The 15,633-nt window shown below is 54.7% G+C and carries 18 protein-coding genes and 1 riboswitch; of the genes, 14 read left to right on the plus strand and 4 right to left on the minus strand.

The window, feature by feature from the left end; translation table 11 throughout:
• Positions 1–10 precede the first annotated feature (10 nt).
• Complete coding sequence (locus AC52W5_RS02555; protein WP_495669862.1) at positions 11–718, minus strand: response regulator; 708 nt, start codon at positions 716–718, stop codon at positions 11–13.
• Positions 719–1,215: 497 nt separating this feature from the next.
• On the opposite strand from AC52W5_RS02555, the gene gspG reads away from it, so the two are divergent.
• The 14 genes from gspG to AC52W5_RS02625 all read left to right on the plus strand — a co-directional run bounded on the left by gspG (position 1,216) and on the right by AC52W5_RS02625 (position 12,925).
• Positions 1,216–1,650, plus strand: a complete 435-nt coding sequence (gene gspG / locus AC52W5_RS02560; protein WP_495669863.1) for a type II secretion system major pseudopilin GspG — start codon at positions 1,216–1,218, stop codon at positions 1,648–1,650.
• An 18-nt stretch (positions 1,651–1,668) separates the two neighbouring features.
• Positions 1,669–2,853 (plus strand): type II secretion system F family protein, encoded by a 1,185-nt coding sequence (locus AC52W5_RS02565; RefSeq protein WP_495669864.1) that lies wholly within the window; start codon positions 1,669–1,671, stop codon positions 2,851–2,853.
• A 135-nt stretch (positions 2,854–2,988) separates the two neighbouring features.
• A complete protein-coding gene (locus tag AC52W5_RS02570) occupies positions 2,989–4,788 on the plus strand; it encodes a GspE/PulE family protein (RefSeq protein ID WP_495669865.1) in 1,800 nt (599 codons plus the stop codon).
• Positions 4,769–5,599 (plus strand): hypothetical protein, encoded by an 831-nt coding sequence (locus AC52W5_RS02575; RefSeq protein ID WP_495669866.1) that lies wholly within the window; start codon positions 4,769–4,771, stop codon positions 5,597–5,599. Before AC52W5_RS02570 ends, AC52W5_RS02575 begins: the two co-directional genes overlap by 20 nt.
• Positions 5,592–6,116 carry a fimbrial assembly protein gene (locus AC52W5_RS02580; protein ID WP_495669867.1) on the plus strand — a complete coding sequence of 175 codons (525 nt, stop codon included), beginning with the start codon at positions 5,592–5,594 and terminating at the stop codon, positions 6,114–6,116. The genes AC52W5_RS02575 and AC52W5_RS02580 overlap by 8 nt, the downstream gene beginning before the upstream one ends.
• Entirely contained in the window at positions 6,113–6,685 is a 573-nt protein-coding gene (locus AC52W5_RS02585; protein WP_495669868.1) for a hypothetical protein, read from the plus strand. The genes AC52W5_RS02580 and AC52W5_RS02585 overlap by 4 nt, the downstream gene beginning before the upstream one ends.
• Positions 6,682–7,221 (plus strand): secretion system X translation initiation factor, encoded by a 540-nt coding sequence (locus tag AC52W5_RS02590; RefSeq protein WP_074975152.1) that lies wholly within the window; start codon positions 6,682–6,684, stop codon positions 7,219–7,221. The genes AC52W5_RS02585 and AC52W5_RS02590 overlap by 4 nt, the downstream gene beginning before the upstream one ends.
• Positions 7,218–9,470, plus strand: a complete 2,253-nt coding sequence (locus AC52W5_RS02595; RefSeq protein WP_495669869.1) for a secretin GspD/PilQ domain-containing protein — start codon at positions 7,218–7,220, stop codon at positions 9,468–9,470. Before AC52W5_RS02590 ends, AC52W5_RS02595 begins: the two co-directional genes overlap by 4 nt.
• Positions 9,471–9,476: 6 nt before the next feature.
• Positions 9,477–9,989, plus strand: coding sequence for a type II secretion system protein (locus AC52W5_RS02600; RefSeq protein WP_074975154.1), 513 nt, complete (start codon positions 9,477–9,479; stop codon positions 9,987–9,989).
• Between the two features lie 41 nt (positions 9,990–10,030).
• The gene (locus AC52W5_RS02605; protein ID WP_074975182.1) at positions 10,031–10,411 is read left to right on the plus strand and encodes a type II secretion system protein; all 381 of its coding nucleotides are present in this window, start codon (positions 10,031–10,033) and stop codon (positions 10,409–10,411) included.
• Positions 10,386–11,180 carry a type II secretion system protein gene (locus tag AC52W5_RS02610; protein ID WP_495669870.1) on the plus strand — a complete coding sequence of 265 codons (795 nt, stop codon included), beginning with the start codon at positions 10,386–10,388 and terminating at the stop codon, positions 11,178–11,180. The genes AC52W5_RS02605 and AC52W5_RS02610 overlap by 26 nt, the downstream gene beginning before the upstream one ends.
• A 277-nt stretch (positions 11,181–11,457) precedes the next feature.
• Positions 11,458–11,994, plus strand: a complete 537-nt coding sequence (epsA, locus tag AC52W5_RS02615) for an XrtB/PEP-CTERM-associated transcriptional regulator EpsA (RefSeq protein ID WP_495669871.1) — start codon at positions 11,458–11,460, stop codon at positions 11,992–11,994.
• The gene (locus AC52W5_RS02620) at positions 11,981–12,229 is read left to right on the plus strand and encodes a response regulator transcription factor (RefSeq protein ID WP_256210491.1); all 249 of its coding nucleotides are present in this window, start codon (positions 11,981–11,983) and stop codon (positions 12,227–12,229) included. The genes epsA and AC52W5_RS02620 overlap by 14 nt, the downstream gene beginning before the upstream one ends.
• 284 nt (positions 12,230–12,513) lie before the next feature.
• Positions 12,514–12,596, plus strand: a riboswitch (cyclic di-GMP riboswitch).
• Positions 12,597–12,682: 86 nt separating this feature from the next.
• On the plus strand, positions 12,683–12,925 hold the full coding sequence (locus AC52W5_RS02625) for a hypothetical protein (protein WP_074975156.1): 243 nt from the start codon (positions 12,683–12,685) through the stop codon (positions 12,923–12,925).
• Here AC52W5_RS02625 and AC52W5_RS02630 read toward each other — a convergent pair.
• The 3 genes from AC52W5_RS02630 to AC52W5_RS02640 all read right to left on the minus strand — a co-directional run bounded on the left by AC52W5_RS02630 (position 12,922) and on the right by AC52W5_RS02640 (position 15,498).
• Entirely contained in the window at positions 12,922–13,227 is a 306-nt protein-coding gene (locus AC52W5_RS02630; RefSeq protein WP_074975157.1) for a DUF5132 domain-containing protein, read from the minus strand. The genes AC52W5_RS02625 and AC52W5_RS02630 overlap by 4 nt on opposite strands.
• A 786-nt stretch (positions 13,228–14,013) precedes the next feature.
• Positions 14,014–14,718 carry a PEP-CTERM sorting domain-containing protein gene (locus AC52W5_RS02635; protein WP_495669872.1) on the minus strand — a complete coding sequence of 235 codons (705 nt, stop codon included), beginning with the start codon at positions 14,716–14,718 and terminating at the stop codon, positions 14,014–14,016.
• A gap of 576 nt (positions 14,719–15,294) precedes the next feature.
• The gene (locus AC52W5_RS02640; RefSeq protein ID WP_074975159.1) at positions 15,295–15,498 is read right to left on the minus strand and encodes a hypothetical protein; all 204 of its coding nucleotides are present in this window, start codon (positions 15,496–15,498) and stop codon (positions 15,295–15,297) included.
• Positions 15,499–15,633: the final 135 nt, after the last annotated feature.

Genomic DNA, 15,633 nt, shown 5'->3' on the forward strand with positions numbered 1-15,633 from the left:
ATGAAGGCAGCTACAAACTGCTCGTGGAAGGGATGGATTGACTTAAGCGATTCATCGGTGGGCCGATTTCCTGCCGATGAAGTTTTGCAAACATGAAGAGGTCGAAACGGTTGGTAATATCGAGTTTGCTGAAGATGGACGTAAGGTGATTTCTCAGGGTCTGTTCGCTGATGCACAGGGTTCGGGCGATCTTCTTGTTTGACGCACCTGATTCCTCCGCAAAGGCGTTCACAATAGCCCGCTCCTTCGGGGTAAGAGTGGTAATTTTTTCTGTTATGAGACAGGCGGTGTTTTTACCGGGGCGCAATAAGCTGATAAAAATACGACCGGTAGTGCTTCGATCCAGCCACAGTTCACCCTTGTGAACCTTCTCGATAGCTTTGAGAATGGTTTCGGCAGGCTCCTCTTTATAGACTACTCCCCGTGCTCCGTTGAGCACGGCTGTATCAACAGCGGTGCGATCGCGAATCTCCGTAAAGATAATGACGTGAAAATTCCCCTCGGCCAACAGCCCAGGGATAAGGTCCACTCCGCTTTCCCTGCCTAGAGATGGATCGAGCAGAAGGATATGGGGTTGTTGCTCTCTAGCCAGAAGGAGTGCTTCCGCGCCGTTCGTTGCCTTGCCGGCAACCTGTATTTGCGGAGACTCATTTATGAATTTTTCCAATCCCCAAAGAACGATCGGGTGGTTGACAGCCAGCAGAACTCGGATCGACATGGATAAAGCGGAAATGAGCGCAATAGATGCCAATTACATGAAAACGGGTGGAGCGCCTGACGGCGCCGCCCGAAGGATAGTACAGTTTTTCCTGTGACGCAAGCAGGATTATCGCTCCCAGCATCCTGTTTCTTCCCGCTTTCAGTTACCTGGATGTGTTCAAGAATAGCATGGCATGGAAGTGGAGGAGCACTTGAAGTCAGCCGGTTCGCCAGCGGAAGTATCATCGGCTCGGGGATCATGGATACTCTCTACTGTACTGGAATGAAAAACCATCGAGAACACTGCATGTGAGCGATGACCCCGATGTTGTTTTCCTTTATTCTTTATTACTTGCGAAATTACAGGGAAGTTAATATGATTCGCGCGGTTTTTAGCCGCCAGTCAATCGGACTTTTTTAGCTCCCCTAGCTCGTTTTTAGTAATAGTTTTGTCACGTAAGACACTTACACTTGGTGTGGAAGTCCATGAGCAGATATCAAAATCAAAATACTGAAATGAGGGAGTCAAGCGCGCCCCGCTGGCGTAAAGTGGCTCGCGGATTCACATTGCTTGAGTTGCTCGTCGTCATGGTCATCATCGGCTTGCTGGCAGGTTATGTGGCGCCCAAGTATTTTTCCCAGGTAGGGAAATCCGAAGTGAAAGTGGCTCAGGCCCAGATTGATTCCCTGGAGAAAGCCCTGGATCAATATCGTCTGGACACCGGACACTACCCGACTGCCGAGCAGGGCCTTGCGGCATTGACAATGCGTCCATCCAGCGAGCCGAAATGGCAGGGCCCCTACCTGAAAAAAACGTCTCCCCCGGATCCCTGGGGACGGGCCTACGTCTATAGGTATCCGGGCGAACAGGGAGAGTACGACCTGTTTTCCTACGGCAAGGACGGTCAGCCCGGGGGTACGGGTGAAGCAGCCGACATTACGAACTGGTAGGCGAGCTGGAAGGCTGCAATGCGGTATGAGGTAAAAGCTGTGCTCGCCGGACGGGGCACAGTACTTCTGGAACTCGAAGCCGATAGCGAGGAGGATGCTCGTCTCCAGATCGCAGCGCAAGGGGGAATGGTCCTGCATGTCAGGCGCAGGTTTACAGTTTGGATACCCAAGCCGAAATCGCGCTTTCCGCTGGCGCATTTCAGCCAGGAACTGCTTTCCCTGCTTGTCGCCGGCCTCAGTCTGGTGGAAAGTATCGAGACACTGGCTGATAAAGAGCAGGATAATGGCACGCGCAAGATTATCGAAGGGATTCTGGCGCGGCTCTACGAAGGCGTGACTCTTTCGCGGGCGCTCGAATCTTTTCCCCAGGCTTTCCCACCGCTCTATATCGCTACTGCACGCGCGAGCGAACGTACGGGTGATTTGCCCGAAGCGTTGACCCGTTTCATCGCCTATCAGACGCAGATGGATCTGGTTCGAAAGAAGCTGATCGGTGCATCCATCTACCCGGTTCTCCTGCTGATAATCGGATTGCTGGTTGCTATCTTCCTGCTGATTTTCGTAGTACCGAAATTCAGCGCCATTTACGAAGATACCGGAGCGGATCTACCCTTTCTTTCCGTGCTACTGATTCGATGGGGGCATTTCGTGCATGAGCAGGGGGGGCAGTTGGCAGTTCTTGTGGCGGCGGTCTCCAGCATCATCCTGTACGGGATCGCACGTCCTTCTTTCAGGATGCATGCGGCACAGCAGTTATGGCGCATTCCGGCCATCGGGGAACGCATGCGCGTTTACCAGCTTGCGCGCTTTTACCGGACATTGGGCATGTTGTTGCGCGGAGGCATTCCGGTTGCAAAAGCCCTGGAAATGGTTACCGGTCTGCTTCAGCCGCACTTTCGGCCAAAGGTCGAGGCGGCGGCGGTTCTTATCCGTGAAGGAAAAACCATTTCAAGCGCGATGGAAGCGCAAGGATTGACCACTGCAGTGGGAAACCGGATGCTGCGGGTCGGCGAGAGAACCGGCCTCATGGGTGAAATGATGGAGCGCATCGGCAACTTTCATGATGAAGAAATTGCGCGGTGGGTCGAATGGCTGACGAAGCTGATCGAACCGGTGTTGATGGCCGTGATCGGCGCAGTCATCGGTGGAATCATCATTCTCATGTATATGCCCATCTTTCAGTTGGCAGGAAGCGTGGGTTGAGTCTATTGGCGTCCTCCGGTTACCCCTGAAGATGCGTTGCTTCTGCTGCAGATCAGAATCTGCGGGACGAATTCCGGTTTTTTCTTTCGTTGATCCATTGCCGAATCGTTCGACAAGGGCGATGGGATATACATTATGAATGCATCTTCCGTACTCATCAGCGAGCGCAGGGAGAATCCCGAGCAAACAGGGCACCTGTCTCTTGCGCTCCAGGAAGAATATTCCCGGGATGAGCGTCCGGTAGGCGCGCAGGCGCCAGAGCCGCCGTCTCCGATACTCCTGCTGGATGCGCACCGGTTGGCGGCGGCGCGCAGCGAGGCCGCTAACCGGGCTGTTCCGGTGATCGGCATCCTGGAGGAAACACTGGGATGCGAGCCGGAGCAGTTGATCGCAGAACTCGGCCGGCTGCTCAGGATGCCGGTATTGACGATGGAGAAGTTGCGAGCATCAACTCCAGCGTTTGAAATATTGCCTTTCAGTGAAGCCACTAAAAAGGAGTGCGTATTGCTTCGCCAGCAGGGGAAGCACATCCTTGCCGTCAGCAATCCCTTTTCCTCCAGCCTGAGAGCCTGGGCGGAAGAATATATCGATATTCCCGCGATATGGCACCTGGTTCATCCCGCCGATCTGACAGCCTTTTTCAGCCAGCAGGAGCAGACCATGCGTGCCATGGACAGCGTGCTGCCTGCGGCAGAGCGGGGCGCCAGGCAGTCGGGCGAGGAAGACCTCTCGCTGAAGACAATCAACGAAGGCACCAGCCAGGTGGTCCGTTTGGTGCATTCGACGCTATATGATGCCCATAAGTCCCAGGCGAGCGATATTCACCTGGAAGTCGTTCCCGGCGCCCTGTCGATCAAATATCGCATTGACGGTGTACTGACCATGATCGGGGTGGTGCAGGGGGCTGATCTGGCGGAACAGGTCATTTCCCGTATCAAGGTAATGTCCGATCTGGATATAGCTGAGCGACGGGTTCCCCAGGATGGTCGCTTCAAGATTTCCATTCAGGGGCGGGAGATCGACTTTCGTGTTTCGATCATGCCCAGTGCTTTCGGAGAGGATGCCGTACTGCGCATTCTCGACCGCCAGGCATTGGCCGATCATGTCAAGGGCTTGACCCTCGATCATCTTGGATTCGATCGAGTCGCCATATCCACCCTGCGACGCTTGAGCTCGGAACCTTATGGAATGCTGCTGGTGACAGGCCCCACCGGCAGCGGGAAGACTACAACGCTTTACGCGGCGATTTCGGAAGTCAATCAGGGTCACGATAAGATCATTACCATTGAGGACCCGATCGAGTATCAATTGCCTGGCGTATTGCAGATACCCGTCAATGAGAAAAAAGGACTGACTTTCGTGCGCGGCCTTCGCTCCATCCTGCGCCACGACCCCGACAAGATCATGGTAGGAGAAATCCGCGATCCGGAAACGGCGCAGATTGCTATTCAGGCCGCTTTGACCGGGCATCTCGTATTTACCACCGTGCATGCCAATAGCGTTTTTGATGTCATCGGCCGTTTTACTCACATGGGGGTGGATCCCTACAGTTTCGTTTCTGCCTTGAATGGGATTGCCGCACAAAGGCTGGTGCGCCTGCTTTGCGTGCATTGCGCAGTGGAAGAACAACCCGACGCGCAACTGATTGCGGAATCCGGGATCGATCCTGAGCAGATCGCTACGTTCAGATTCCGCAGCGGCAAAGGATGCGGCCATTGCCGGGGAAGCGGCTATCGCGGGCGAAACGCAATCGCGGAAATCCTGGTATTGAATGATGAAATCCGCGAACTCATCGTAGCGAAAGAACCTGTACGCCGTATAAAGGAAGCCGCACGGCGGGGAGGCACTCTGTTCCTGCGGGATGCCGCTTTGGCCATGGTCAGGAGCGGGCAGACGAGTCTACAGGAGGCAAACCGTGTCACTATTGCGGCGTAACCGGATCAGCGCTTTTTTGTCTCCGCACCGGGTCGAGCTCGTCCGCTTGCAGCGCCACGTAAAATCAGGTCAGTCCGAGAGACAGGTGGCAGCATGTGAACGCGCTGACGAGGGAACCGCCTGGGGAGCGGCGCTTGCCCAGTTGAAACGGATGCTTCCGACCGGAACGGGCGCTGAGATCCATATTCTCCTGTCCAATCACTTTGTCCGCTACGCCGTGATACCGCCCCAATCAAAGATCGAGACTCCGGTGGAGTTGCGGGCTTACGCAGCCTTCCAGATGCGGGAAATATATGGGGAGCGAACGGGGGGGTGGGAACTCACCACAAGTTCCTGGGATCCGGCAACAGGGGCCGTTTGTGCAGCGATAGAGCACGGTTTTCTGCAAGGACTGGAAGAACTCGCTGCCAGTCAGCGGATGAAGCTCAAATACGTGGAGCCCTATTTCACGAGCGTATTCGACCACTGGCACGACCGTTTCGACAAGGGACGCGCATGGTTCGCGCTGGTCGAAACCGGCCGGCTTTGCCTGGCGCTGCTGGAAGGGGGGGCATGGCTGCGAATCCTGAATCAGAGAATACTGGATGATGTGAAAGAGGAACTCCTTGTCGCGCTCGAGCGTGAAGCGCTGCTTTTTTCCGCGCCCGCCGGCACCTCCGGACAAGTGTATCTTTTCGCGCCGGAGCATCCCGGTTTGACCTTGCCAGAAGGCAGTGGCTGGCAAGTTGTTCCACTGGGGGATAAAACGCGTCCTGCCCCGGCCCCTTACCCTTTCAATAACATGACCCAGACCGCAACACCTGATGCGTAGGTTGAAGCTGAGATTCCCTCCCGAGGGAGAGGCGCGGAGTGCGGGTTACTTTCTCGTCTTGCTGGGCGCTGTCGCCTTGGCAGGAGTGCTGCATCAATTCAGATCGGCCATGGACGAGGTGGCTTATTGGGACCTGCGCATCGCCAGCATGGATCGGCGAGCGCAACGCAAGACCACGTCCCGCATCTGGTCAGCACAGGGCGGGCGCGAAATAAAAAACGAACTCAAAAAAGCCAATGCGGTGATGAGCGAGATCGATTTGCCATGGGAATCACTTTTTGATTCAGTCGAGCAGGCGGCGAGCCAGGAGGTGGCCTTGCTGTCGTTTCAACCGGATATTTTTGGCCGCACAGTCCGTATCGGGGGGGAAGCAAAGGATACGTCGGCCATGCTTGATTTTGTCAGTGCCCTGGAGCGCCAATCCGCTGTCAAGGATGCTTATCTGCTCAAGTATGAAGTCAAACGGGATGATCCCCAGCGGCCAGTGGTCTTTTTTCTGACGGCGTCATGGACTTGAACTCCATTAAAACGGTATGGCTGCGGGTGCGCTGGCAAACGGAGCGGCTTGGTCCTGCGGGAAAACTCGGCTTCGGGCTGCTTGTATTCTCCGCCGTATTTTTTCTGGTAGCCGTGTTGCCGAGACAGGAGGAATCGAAGGTGCTCATGGCTAAAGCCGAGGTGCTGGAAGCAAGGATAAGAATGGAGCCTTCCACCGAGAGCGGAAGGCCCAGGCGAAGACTGCAAGGCGACCAGGCATTGCCGGCGTTTTACGCATTTTTTCCGAAGCTGGATTCATCCCCGTTCTGGATTGGAGAACTGGTACGGATTGCAGGAGAACGGGGTGTGGAAATCAGCGGCACTGAATACCGCATGGTACGAGAGAAGGATCTGAAACTGGCGCGCTACGAAATGATGGTCCCGGTCCGCGGAAATTATTCCCAATTGCGGGGTTTCATTGCCGATGCCTTGCACGCGGTACCGGCAATGGCGCTGGTTGACGTTGCCATCCGGCGCGAAGGGGTACACGCGGAGCTGCTGGAAGCGAATATCAAATTCAATCTCTATCTGGGCGAAGGCAAGCATTGAAACCGACAGAGAAGGCGCGCAAGTTATGGCTGGCTGGAGCGCTGCTGGCCACGCTTCTCGCGGCCCAGTGGGTGAGCGGAGAAGAGGGCGAAGCAGGTCCGGAAGCGCTTCCGGAATCTGCTGAAGCGCGGAATTTCCGAAAGGAAGCATCTGCAGGCAGAAACGCCGCCGAAAATGAAGCTGCCGAAAATGAAGCCGGTGAGCTGGATCTCGAGCGGCTGGAGCGCAGAAAATTCAGCGCCCAGGCTGGTGACATTTTCGGACAGAGGTCATGGGTTCCACCGCCTCGCCCGGCCCCGCCAAGCCGGCCCTCTCCGCCGCCGATGCAATTCAGGTATCTGGGCAAGGTTGTCGAAGGGAATGAAACACGCGTGTTTCTCGCCCTGGGAGAACGCAATTATATCGTCAGACCCGGTGAGAGCATCAATAACCAGTATCGATTGGATGAGGTGAGCGACCACGGCATCACGTTCACCTATCTTCCCCTTAACGCCAGACAGATGCTTGCTACCGCGGGGGCGGCAAACATTCCATGAAAACTGGCAAACACGTTCTGCTTGCCCTGGTTCTTGCCGGAATTGCAGGATGCGCGACAAACAATGCGTTTGTGGAGGGCAAGCGGCTCTTAGCCGAGGGCAAGCTCGACACCGGACTTGCCAGTCTCGAACAGGCGGCGCGCGAAAATCCGGATAATCTTGAAATTCGTGCGGTGCTCGCGCGTCAGCGGGAAGCGGTAGCCGCGCGTTTCGTATTCGAGGGGGAAGCCGCCAGGTCTACAGGTGATCTGGAAGCGGCTGAACGGGGTTTTCGCCGGGCGCTTGAAATAAATCCACGTCATGAACGCGCACTCGCCGGGCTGGAGGCGATCAATATGGATCGACGCCATACAGCGGCAATAAAACGCGCGGAAGAATTGCTGGAGCGGGGGGAGTATGCGGTTGCTTCAAGCGAGGTCCGCTCCGTGCTGCAGGAAAATCCGATGCAGCGGGATGCGCGCAGGCTCATTCAGCGTATCACCGAGATGGAAGTGCAGGCTGCGCAAGCGGGCCCTGTCCTGAAAACCGCGTTCAAAAAACCTATCACGCTTGAGTTTCGCGACACGGGACTGAAATCGGTATTCGAAATCCTGGCGCGCACCGGCGGCATCAACGTGGTCTTTGACAAGGACGTCAAGCAGGACAGCAAGACGACGATTTTCGTGCGCGAGACCAATATCGAGGATGTATTCAAGCTCCTGCTGGTGACGAACCAGCTCGCACACAAGGTGCTCAACGAAAATTCGGTGCTGATCTATCCGAATACTCCGGCCAAGCAGAAGGAATACCAGGAATTGATGGTGCGCAGTTTCTTTGTCACGAATACCGATGTGAAGCAGATGGTCGCGATGGTCAAGGGACTGGTCAAAACCAAGGACATGCATGTCGACGAAAAGCTGAACCTGTTCGTCATGAAAGACACGCCGGAGGCAATCCGGCTGGTCGAGCGCTTGGTTGCATTGAACGACCTTGCCGATCCCGAAGTCATGCTGGAAGTGGAGGTGCTGGAAATCGGGCGCAACAAACTGCTCAACCTGGGGCTGCAGTACCCGGACCAGCTTAACGTGAATTACCTTACCGCAGCGAGCGCTGCCGGCGCCGCTCCCTTCCCGCCCTTCCAGATCAGCCGCGCAGGCATTAACCGCAATGGTTCCAATCTCGACAATTTGATTGGATTCGTCGCCAATCCGGCGCTGGTTGTCAATTTGAAGCGGCAGGACGGGATTATCAATGTACTTGCCAATCCACGCATTCGTGTCAAGAACCGGGAAAAGGCAAAAATTCTCATTGGCGATAAGGTGCCTGTAGTCACGACAACTGCCGCCGCCAACGTTGGCGTGGCTTCGTCGGTCAGTTATCTGGACGTCGGGCTCAAGCTGGACGTGGAATCCACGGTCTCCCTGCAGGATGAGGTGTCGATGAAGGTCAGCCTTGAAGTCAGCAATATCGTAAAAGAAGTGGAGATAAATAACGGCATTGCCTATCAGGTGGGTACGCGCACGGCGTCGACCACGCTGGCATTGAGGGATGGCGAAACGCAGGTTCTGGCAGGATTGATCAGCGATGATGAGCGCGCCACGCTGTCCAAGGTCCCAGGTCTGGCTGAACTGCCGTGGGTTGGGAAGCTGTTTACGAATCGGAGCGTCACGCGCAACAAGACTGAAATCGCACTGCTGATCACGCCGCGCATCGTGCGCAATATTGCACGCCCTGCAAAAGCAGCCAGTGAAGTGCACTTCGGCACGGAGAACGCGATAGCGGCTTCGCCGCTGATGATCGGCAAGGTGGCGCCGCGGGCGCTGGCGATGGCTTCTTCCTCTCCAACCTCCGGTGCTGATGCCAACCGGCAGTGGCCATCTGCGCCTCCCAGGGAGGAACCCCGCCCGCCACCGCCGCCTCCTGCCGAGGGGACGCCGGTTGTGACACTGGCTGCGCCGGAGCAGGTCTCCGCAGGACAGGAATTTGCGGTGAGCGTGGCCGCCGCCGGCGTAGATGCGCTCCCGCCTGGCGAACTGGAGCTGAATTATGACCCTGCGGCGCTTGAGCCGGTGGACGAAGGTGATAAATCCGGAACACGTGTGTTGAAACTGAGCAAGGGTGGCGGCGCCGTGGATGTGCGATTCAGGATCCTCGCGCAAAAGCCTGTCACGACACAGATCAGTATCGGGAATGTCAGTTTCAAGGATGAAAGCGGGCCGCTTCCCGTTCCGGTGCCTTTGCCACCGGCTGTCAATGTGGACATTCGTTGAGTTGACATGAAGCGTATTTTTGGTGTGAGCACGGCGCTGGTAAAAAAAACAGGCGGACGAGGATTTACCCTGGTGGAACTGACCGTCGTCGTAGCCATTACAGCGGTGCTCGCTTCCGCCGCGATACCGTTATATGAACTCACGGTAAAGCGTGAAAAAGAACAGGAACTGCGGGTGGGATTACGTCAGATCCGCGAAGCGCTGGACGCATACAAGGGCGCAGTGAACGAAGGGAGGATTGCTCGGCAAGCCGATGAATCGGAGTATCCGCGCAAGCTGGAAGATCTGGTGAATGGCGTGCCGGATCTCAAGCATCCCGCCAAGCGCAAGATATATTTCCTGCGGCGGCTGCCAAGAGACCCGATGGCGGATGATCCTGCATTGCCTGATGCCGATACTTGGGGCAAGCGTTCCTACGAGAGCTCACCGGATAACCCGCAGGAGGGGAATGATGTTTTCGACGTGTATTCCCGTTCATCGCGGATCGGCTTGAACGGCATTGCCTACGATAAATGGTGATCAGGATGCACGAAACTGAATCCGGATTTACTTCCGGAAGTATGCAACAGAGCTCGTACCCCTCCGGTTTTACCCTGGTCGAGTTGCTGGTTGTCATGGCCATCATTGCCGTTCTTCTCACCATTGCCGCCCCGCGGTATTTCAACTCCGTGGAAAGATCAAAGGAAGCAGTATTGCGCCAGGACCTGAATGTCATGCGGGATGCCATCGACAAGTTCTACGGCGATACGGGGGACTATCCCCGCGATCTGGCAGAGCTGGTCGAGAAGCGGTACTTGCGCGCCATTCCGGTTGATCCCTTGACCGAAAGTTCCGAAACCTGGGTCATCCTCCCTCCCCCTGATTCAGCCGAAGGTCTCTACGATGTGCGTAGCGGCGCGGAGGAAGAGTCAAAGGATGGAACCTCTTACGCGGCCTGGTAGCGGTGTGATTGGACGGCAAGGAATACGGCGCGATATACGCGTAGGAGGCGCAGGGCAAAAGGGTTTTACCTATATCTGGATCCTGTTTGTGGTGGCGCTGACCAGCGTTGCGCTGGCGGGCGCCATGCAGGTATGGCGTACCGAGGTACGGCGGGAAAAAGAAAAAGAACTGATGTTTGCCGGAGAACAGTTCAGGCAGGCGATCGGCTCTTATCACGAAAATTCGCCCGGTATGCCGAAGCGTTATCCCGACTCGTTGGAAAAATTGCTTCTGGATAAGCGTTTTCCCACCATCAAACGGCATCTCCGGAAAATATTTTTCGATCCCATGACTGGCTCAAGCGAGTGGGGTCTGGTCACACAACCGAATGCCGGAATAATCGGCGTGTACAGCCTTTCAAAAGAGCCCCCGCTCAAGCGCGCGAATTTTCCGGAACGCTATGCGGATTTTGTGGAAGCGAAGGATTATCGCGACTGGAAGTTCATCTACTTACCCGGAGACTCCGCCAGTCCGCCCCAAGCGCAAGCTGCACCGGTCGACTTGCCAGCTGCTCCACCCCAATCTTCACCTGAGTGGCGGCCAGGAGATCTTCGGCCGCAGACAGAAGCTTCCGGTTCCCAGCCGCAACCCGAACCGGAAAGAAGCGTCCCATCACCGTCCTCGCCTTTCTCGCTCTCCCCGAGCCCATCGGATCAGGAGGATGCGAGGTCCCCGCAACCCGATTCCTCCCCACAATCCGATTCCTCCCCGCAGAGCGTTCAATATTAGAACTTCTGAATTTCAGGGCTGGAAGTTTCCGGGGAGTCTGTCCCCACTTATCTCTTCGCAGGGGCATATTTCATGGAACCTTGGGAAGGCCTCCCTGCATTTCCTCCTGTCGTCTGTATGGTCCTTTCTACCTACATCGGATTCATGAATCTGACACCTGATCTTAATGATTCAGTCATATCCTGCCATGAAAATACGCAATCGCGCGAATCGAAAAAAATAATATCGGGAAGATCGTTGCAGACCGAGAACGATATGAATAATCAGGGCATAAGGAATGATGGGGGGAGAGTTTACGCTGACAGAGCGGGAGGCGGAATACCTGTTCCGGATTATCGATTCATCGATCAATATATTCCGCCGTCATCAGTTTTTCTTGTGGGCGCAGGGTGAACTGCAGGGCCCTCTGCCCCATGGCATGCTCATATGCCTGTTTGATGAGGGCAATGGTCAGGCTGTGAATATCGAAAGATTCAGCCGCACGGATATGGACGAAATCCGGTTTTCAGAACTTTGCCGTCCCGATGGCGGGATTGTATTTCGCGCCATGTCCGCGTGGAGCGCGGGCAAAAACCAGCCGCTTCTGGTTTACCCAAATAATTCGCATACCCCCACCTACAAGCATTTTTCTCACGATCTCAGACATGAAAATCTGCAGCGTATCGCGGCGCACGGGATGTTCGACGCCAATGGCTGGACCACCTGCTTCTTTACCTTTACCCAGATTTCCGCGGCGTTGAGCGAGCGTCATGCTTATTTCCTCGAGTTGTTGATGCCGCATGCATATGGTGCTGGTGCGTATGCTGTTTCATGAACGCCATCACAAGCAGGGTGTCGTGCGGGAAAGAAGCAGAAAACTCATCACGGACCGTGAGACGGAAATTCTGCGTCATGTTCAGGCGGGAAAGAGCAATCATGAAATAGCCCAGCTACTTCATATCAGCCCGCTTACCGTCAAAAATCACATCCAGAAAATCCTGAAAAAGCTGGATGTCAATAACCGGGCTCATGCCGTAGCCAAGGCGATGGCGCTGAAGATCACGCTTTGAATCCCATGAGCCGATCTCCTCGACCCTAGAGTCCGCGCCCCCGATTCTTCACTGTATCCGCAGTGACTCCTACGGGTGTCCTGGCACCCATGAAAAGCGGGAAACAGCATTCCTGCTGCCCATATCCGTCACATCCGGTACGCGCGAATGGTGAGTTTCCGCCATGCAGACCAAAAGAATAGGCAGAAAGTACCACGAAAACAACGATTGTGTTTCACAGATGGTTAACGACGATCACATATAGTTGCCCACGTCCGGTAACAGGTACAAGCGTTCTAGCCGGTCAGGAACAAAGCCAAACCCGTTGCGAGGCGGAGACGGAAAGCTGCGGGTCTCCACTGCAAGCGGAGGTAGCCGGGTTGCTCCAGGACGGTGATCAGATGAGGCAAGGCTTCATGGATCAGTCAGCCGGATTTTTTTGGTGCAACACTAATTACCTACGGAGTATCCGCAATGAAGATGGATTTCAAACTTAAGACACTCGCAATCACAGCCATCATGGCAGCCTCGGCTCCTGCCCTTGCTGCTATCGAGGGCGGCGTCACCGGCAATGGCGAACTGCTGCTCAACGTCCGCTACTGCTTCCCTGCGGAGTCCTGGCCGGAACTCCGCAACCCCTTGGCTCGCTCGTTTTCTGCAACAGGTTTTTATTTGGCGAGAGTTTCGGAACTGCTATTTCCGCAATTCCGAATCTAGGAGGGCGTGGTCCTTCCTTGCGCATTAGTAGCCTCAGTTTCCGAGGCGACCCCCGCGCTTCCCTCCCCGCCGGTTTCCATCTCTGACCTGACCTCGGCCATCAGGTCATCCACTGTTTCACCCAGCTCTGCAAATGATTCCCGCCCCTTCTCGTACAAAAGGACACCGCCTTTGATTGTCGCTTTGGTAAGTGACCGGGAGGCGTTGGCCAGGAACGGACGTAGCACTGGCGCGAGCAGCGTGGCAGCAAGGCCAGCGGCCAAACCTGTGATTAAATTGCTCTTGAAGTTTTCGGAGGCCATGATCTCGCCTTTCCTTTCTCCTGTTTCGCAACTTATAGTTATTTCTAGACAGATTTTGCTTTTTTACAAGCCCTGCCATAAAACTTAATATCCGAAACACCTGCTCCTGAAGCAGCGGTCGAGATGAATGACTATCCTATCTTTGCATGTTCTACCAAGGAGATTCCCAAGGAATCGTGGATAGGGGTGTGGAGATTTTTTGATAAGGAAAGAATCCGGAATGGATTCCGAAGCCGAAAGGTGAGACTCTTTACAGTTGCTCGTGGTCATCTACTCACACTACCGCGGCCGGATATCAAAGTGGGTGAAGTGTAGGTGCTCAGGGTAACCTAACCCAGGAATTGCACGCGCCGCTTCCGGTAGCGGAATCAATGCGCTCTCCAAGGGTGTTACGGCATCACGGCAGGGGATGTTGGTCTGGTTGTCTCGTTCGTGGCCCCCCAGCGGACAGTGAATGTAGGGTGCTTGTATTCGCCAATAATCTCGATATTGCGGGTGCTGAGCGCAGCCAATATGCAGTGGCAGGTACTTCCACCGGCACCTCGGTATCCGTTCTCAACACTGGTGCTTCTCAACTCACGGTAAAAGTATAGAAGCCGGGTTCAAGAGCAGCCGGTTGCAAGTCAACTTTCACAGTATCACGGTGATTACTGTCTGGCTCAAGCGGAGGAATCCAGCGGCAGCAATCAGCCCCATGAATCAGCCCGATGCAACATCCGCAGGCCAGCAGTTTCTTCAAAATACAAACCCGCTTGCGCGGGTTGTGGCGTACAAAAAAACGGGAAGTTATTTTTTGTGTTTACGCATCCAGGCAAGAGAGGCCATCCCCAGGCCCAACAATGCTAGCGTCGCTGGTTCCGGAACTGTTCCCGGGTCCTCCTGCGGAGGGACAGCTTCACTGCCAACATACTTCAAGGAATCTTTTCCTGCTCCCTCTACTCCCTGGATATGAACCAGGGCGAGCGAGGCAGGTTTGTTATTGCCATTGCCATTAGCAGTGACCAGGGTAGTAAAATCACTTACCAGGACAGCCGATACCCCGTCTGCCGCGCTGACTGTCCACGTGCTGTATTCGCCGTCGGTAAACCGGAGCGCTGGATTCTTTTTGCTGGTGGGGTAGTCCAGGTCCAGGTAAAAAGCGTAACCCGCATCTACCCCCTTCGGATTTATATTGATCTTCTCCGGTGCCTGTTGAGTACCCGCGAAATTCCAAAATGAGCTGCTCTCAAGCAGAGGCGAGCCATCATAGGAGAACAAAAGGCCGGAAATAAACGCGTTATTCGCGATTGTCCCAAGGTTCCCTATAGAATTCTCGAATCTGAAATCCACGCTGTTGCCGTTCTGGGTCAGTGTCAGCGTGGCAACCGTGACATTGCTGCCGCCGGAACTGCCGGTGAGATACGTATTTATGTCTATGACGAGTGCAGAAGCCGCTAATGGAACTGTCATCAATACAGCGCCAGTGAGCGCGCCTGTGATAAGTCTATTCATGTTTCCCTCTTTTTTACTTATTTCTATGTTGTGGTTTCCACCACACAAGTGTGGTGGCATCAGCTATGGGAGCATAAACCGTGCCATAAAATAACTTTCGGATTTACATGAAATAATTTGCGGGATAAGCATCTGATGTAAGGGAGGCCGACACTGGTGTCGCTGATTCGGATCAGGGCTTGAGAAGAAGGAGTGAGGAAAGTAGGGCTGCGTGAAACAGGAGTGAGTAGCGAAAAAAGTTTCTTTCCGCTATTCCGCCACTCAGGCATCGGGATGCCAGCGGGATTTATTCCTGTTTTCCCAATAGTGCCCAATGCCTGGAATAAGGATTCATCGGAGCCCTGTACCCGGGATCAAAGGTTCAGAGGGAGCTAAAGACCATTCTGCCCGTTCTGTCTGAACAAAGCTGCATGCTTATATTTTTATGATGCGCAGTCCCGGTGGAATAACATTCCCCGTAACCTGGAAAGTGGCGCGGTCTTCGCGCCACGACCTTCATGAGAGGACAGGGTATTGACTCTGAATATCTTGAAAGCCGCCCAGAAACCGGTAGCGGGCGGTCTGGGAAGCCGGAGATCAGGTGGCAGTCCGCATTTCGCGGAGCCTGCGGCGGGGAAGTTTGCGAGTTTCGTCGTGATAAGCCGCAAAGACAGTGTGCATGTCTAATTCCGACCGGGATTTTCCGGCAGAACGAAGCTTTTTGTTAATACCTTTTTCCAGCCAGTGATCAAACTCATCCTGGGTGTAACCGTACAGATCAATGTATCTTCGTTTTTTCATATTCAGTATTTCTTTCGAGATGGAAAAACATGTCAACCAGAGAGGACTGTGATTTCAGAAAAGGAATCTCTGATAAAGCCTGCGGACCGCTTGTACGTCGAGACGCATTCTGACAATCCTCAGGTAAAAGATATG

Source organism: Nitrosospira sp. CT, assembly GCF_059489795.1.

Coding starts and splice junctions, on each gene's coding strand:
- AC52W5_RS02555 (WP_495669862.1), bottom strand. CDS start 718: ATGTCGATCCGAGTTCTGCTGGCTGTCAACCACCCGATCGTTCTTTGG.
- gspG (WP_495669863.1), top strand. CDS start 1,216: ATGAGGGAGTCAAGCGCGCCCCGCTGGCGTAAAGTGGCTCGCGGATTC.
- AC52W5_RS02565 (WP_495669864.1), top strand. CDS start 1,669: ATGCGGTATGAGGTAAAAGCTGTGCTCGCCGGACGGGGCACAGTACTT.
- AC52W5_RS02570 (WP_495669865.1), top strand. CDS start 2,989: ATGAATGCATCTTCCGTACTCATCAGCGAGCGCAGGGAGAATCCCGAG.
- AC52W5_RS02580 (WP_495669867.1), top strand. CDS start 5,592: ATGCGTAGGTTGAAGCTGAGATTCCCTCCCGAGGGAGAGGCGCGGAGT.
- AC52W5_RS02595 (WP_495669869.1), top strand. CDS start 7,218: ATGAAAACTGGCAAACACGTTCTGCTTGCCCTGGTTCTTGCCGGAATT.
- AC52W5_RS02600 (WP_074975154.1), top strand. CDS start 9,477: ATGAAGCGTATTTTTGGTGTGAGCACGGCGCTGGTAAAAAAAACAGGC.
- AC52W5_RS02605 (WP_074975182.1), top strand. CDS start 10,031: ATGCAACAGAGCTCGTACCCCTCCGGTTTTACCCTGGTCGAGTTGCTG.
- AC52W5_RS02610 (WP_495669870.1), top strand. CDS start 10,386: ATGGAACCTCTTACGCGGCCTGGTAGCGGTGTGATTGGACGGCAAGGA.
- epsA (WP_495669871.1), top strand. CDS start 11,458: ATGATGGGGGGAGAGTTTACGCTGACAGAGCGGGAGGCGGAATACCTG.
- AC52W5_RS02620 (WP_256210491.1), top strand. CDS start 11,981: ATGCTGTTTCATGAACGCCATCACAAGCAGGGTGTCGTGCGGGAAAGA.
- AC52W5_RS02625 (WP_074975156.1), top strand. CDS start 12,683: ATGAAGATGGATTTCAAACTTAAGACACTCGCAATCACAGCCATCATG.
- AC52W5_RS02630 (WP_074975157.1), bottom strand. CDS start 13,227: ATGGCCTCCGAAAACTTCAAGAGCAATTTAATCACAGGTTTGGCCGCT.
- AC52W5_RS02635 (WP_495669872.1), bottom strand. CDS start 14,718: ATGAATAGACTTATCACAGGCGCGCTCACTGGCGCTGTATTGATGACA.
- AC52W5_RS02640 (WP_074975159.1), bottom strand. CDS start 15,498: ATGAAAAAACGAAGATACATTGATCTGTACGGTTACACCCAGGATGAG.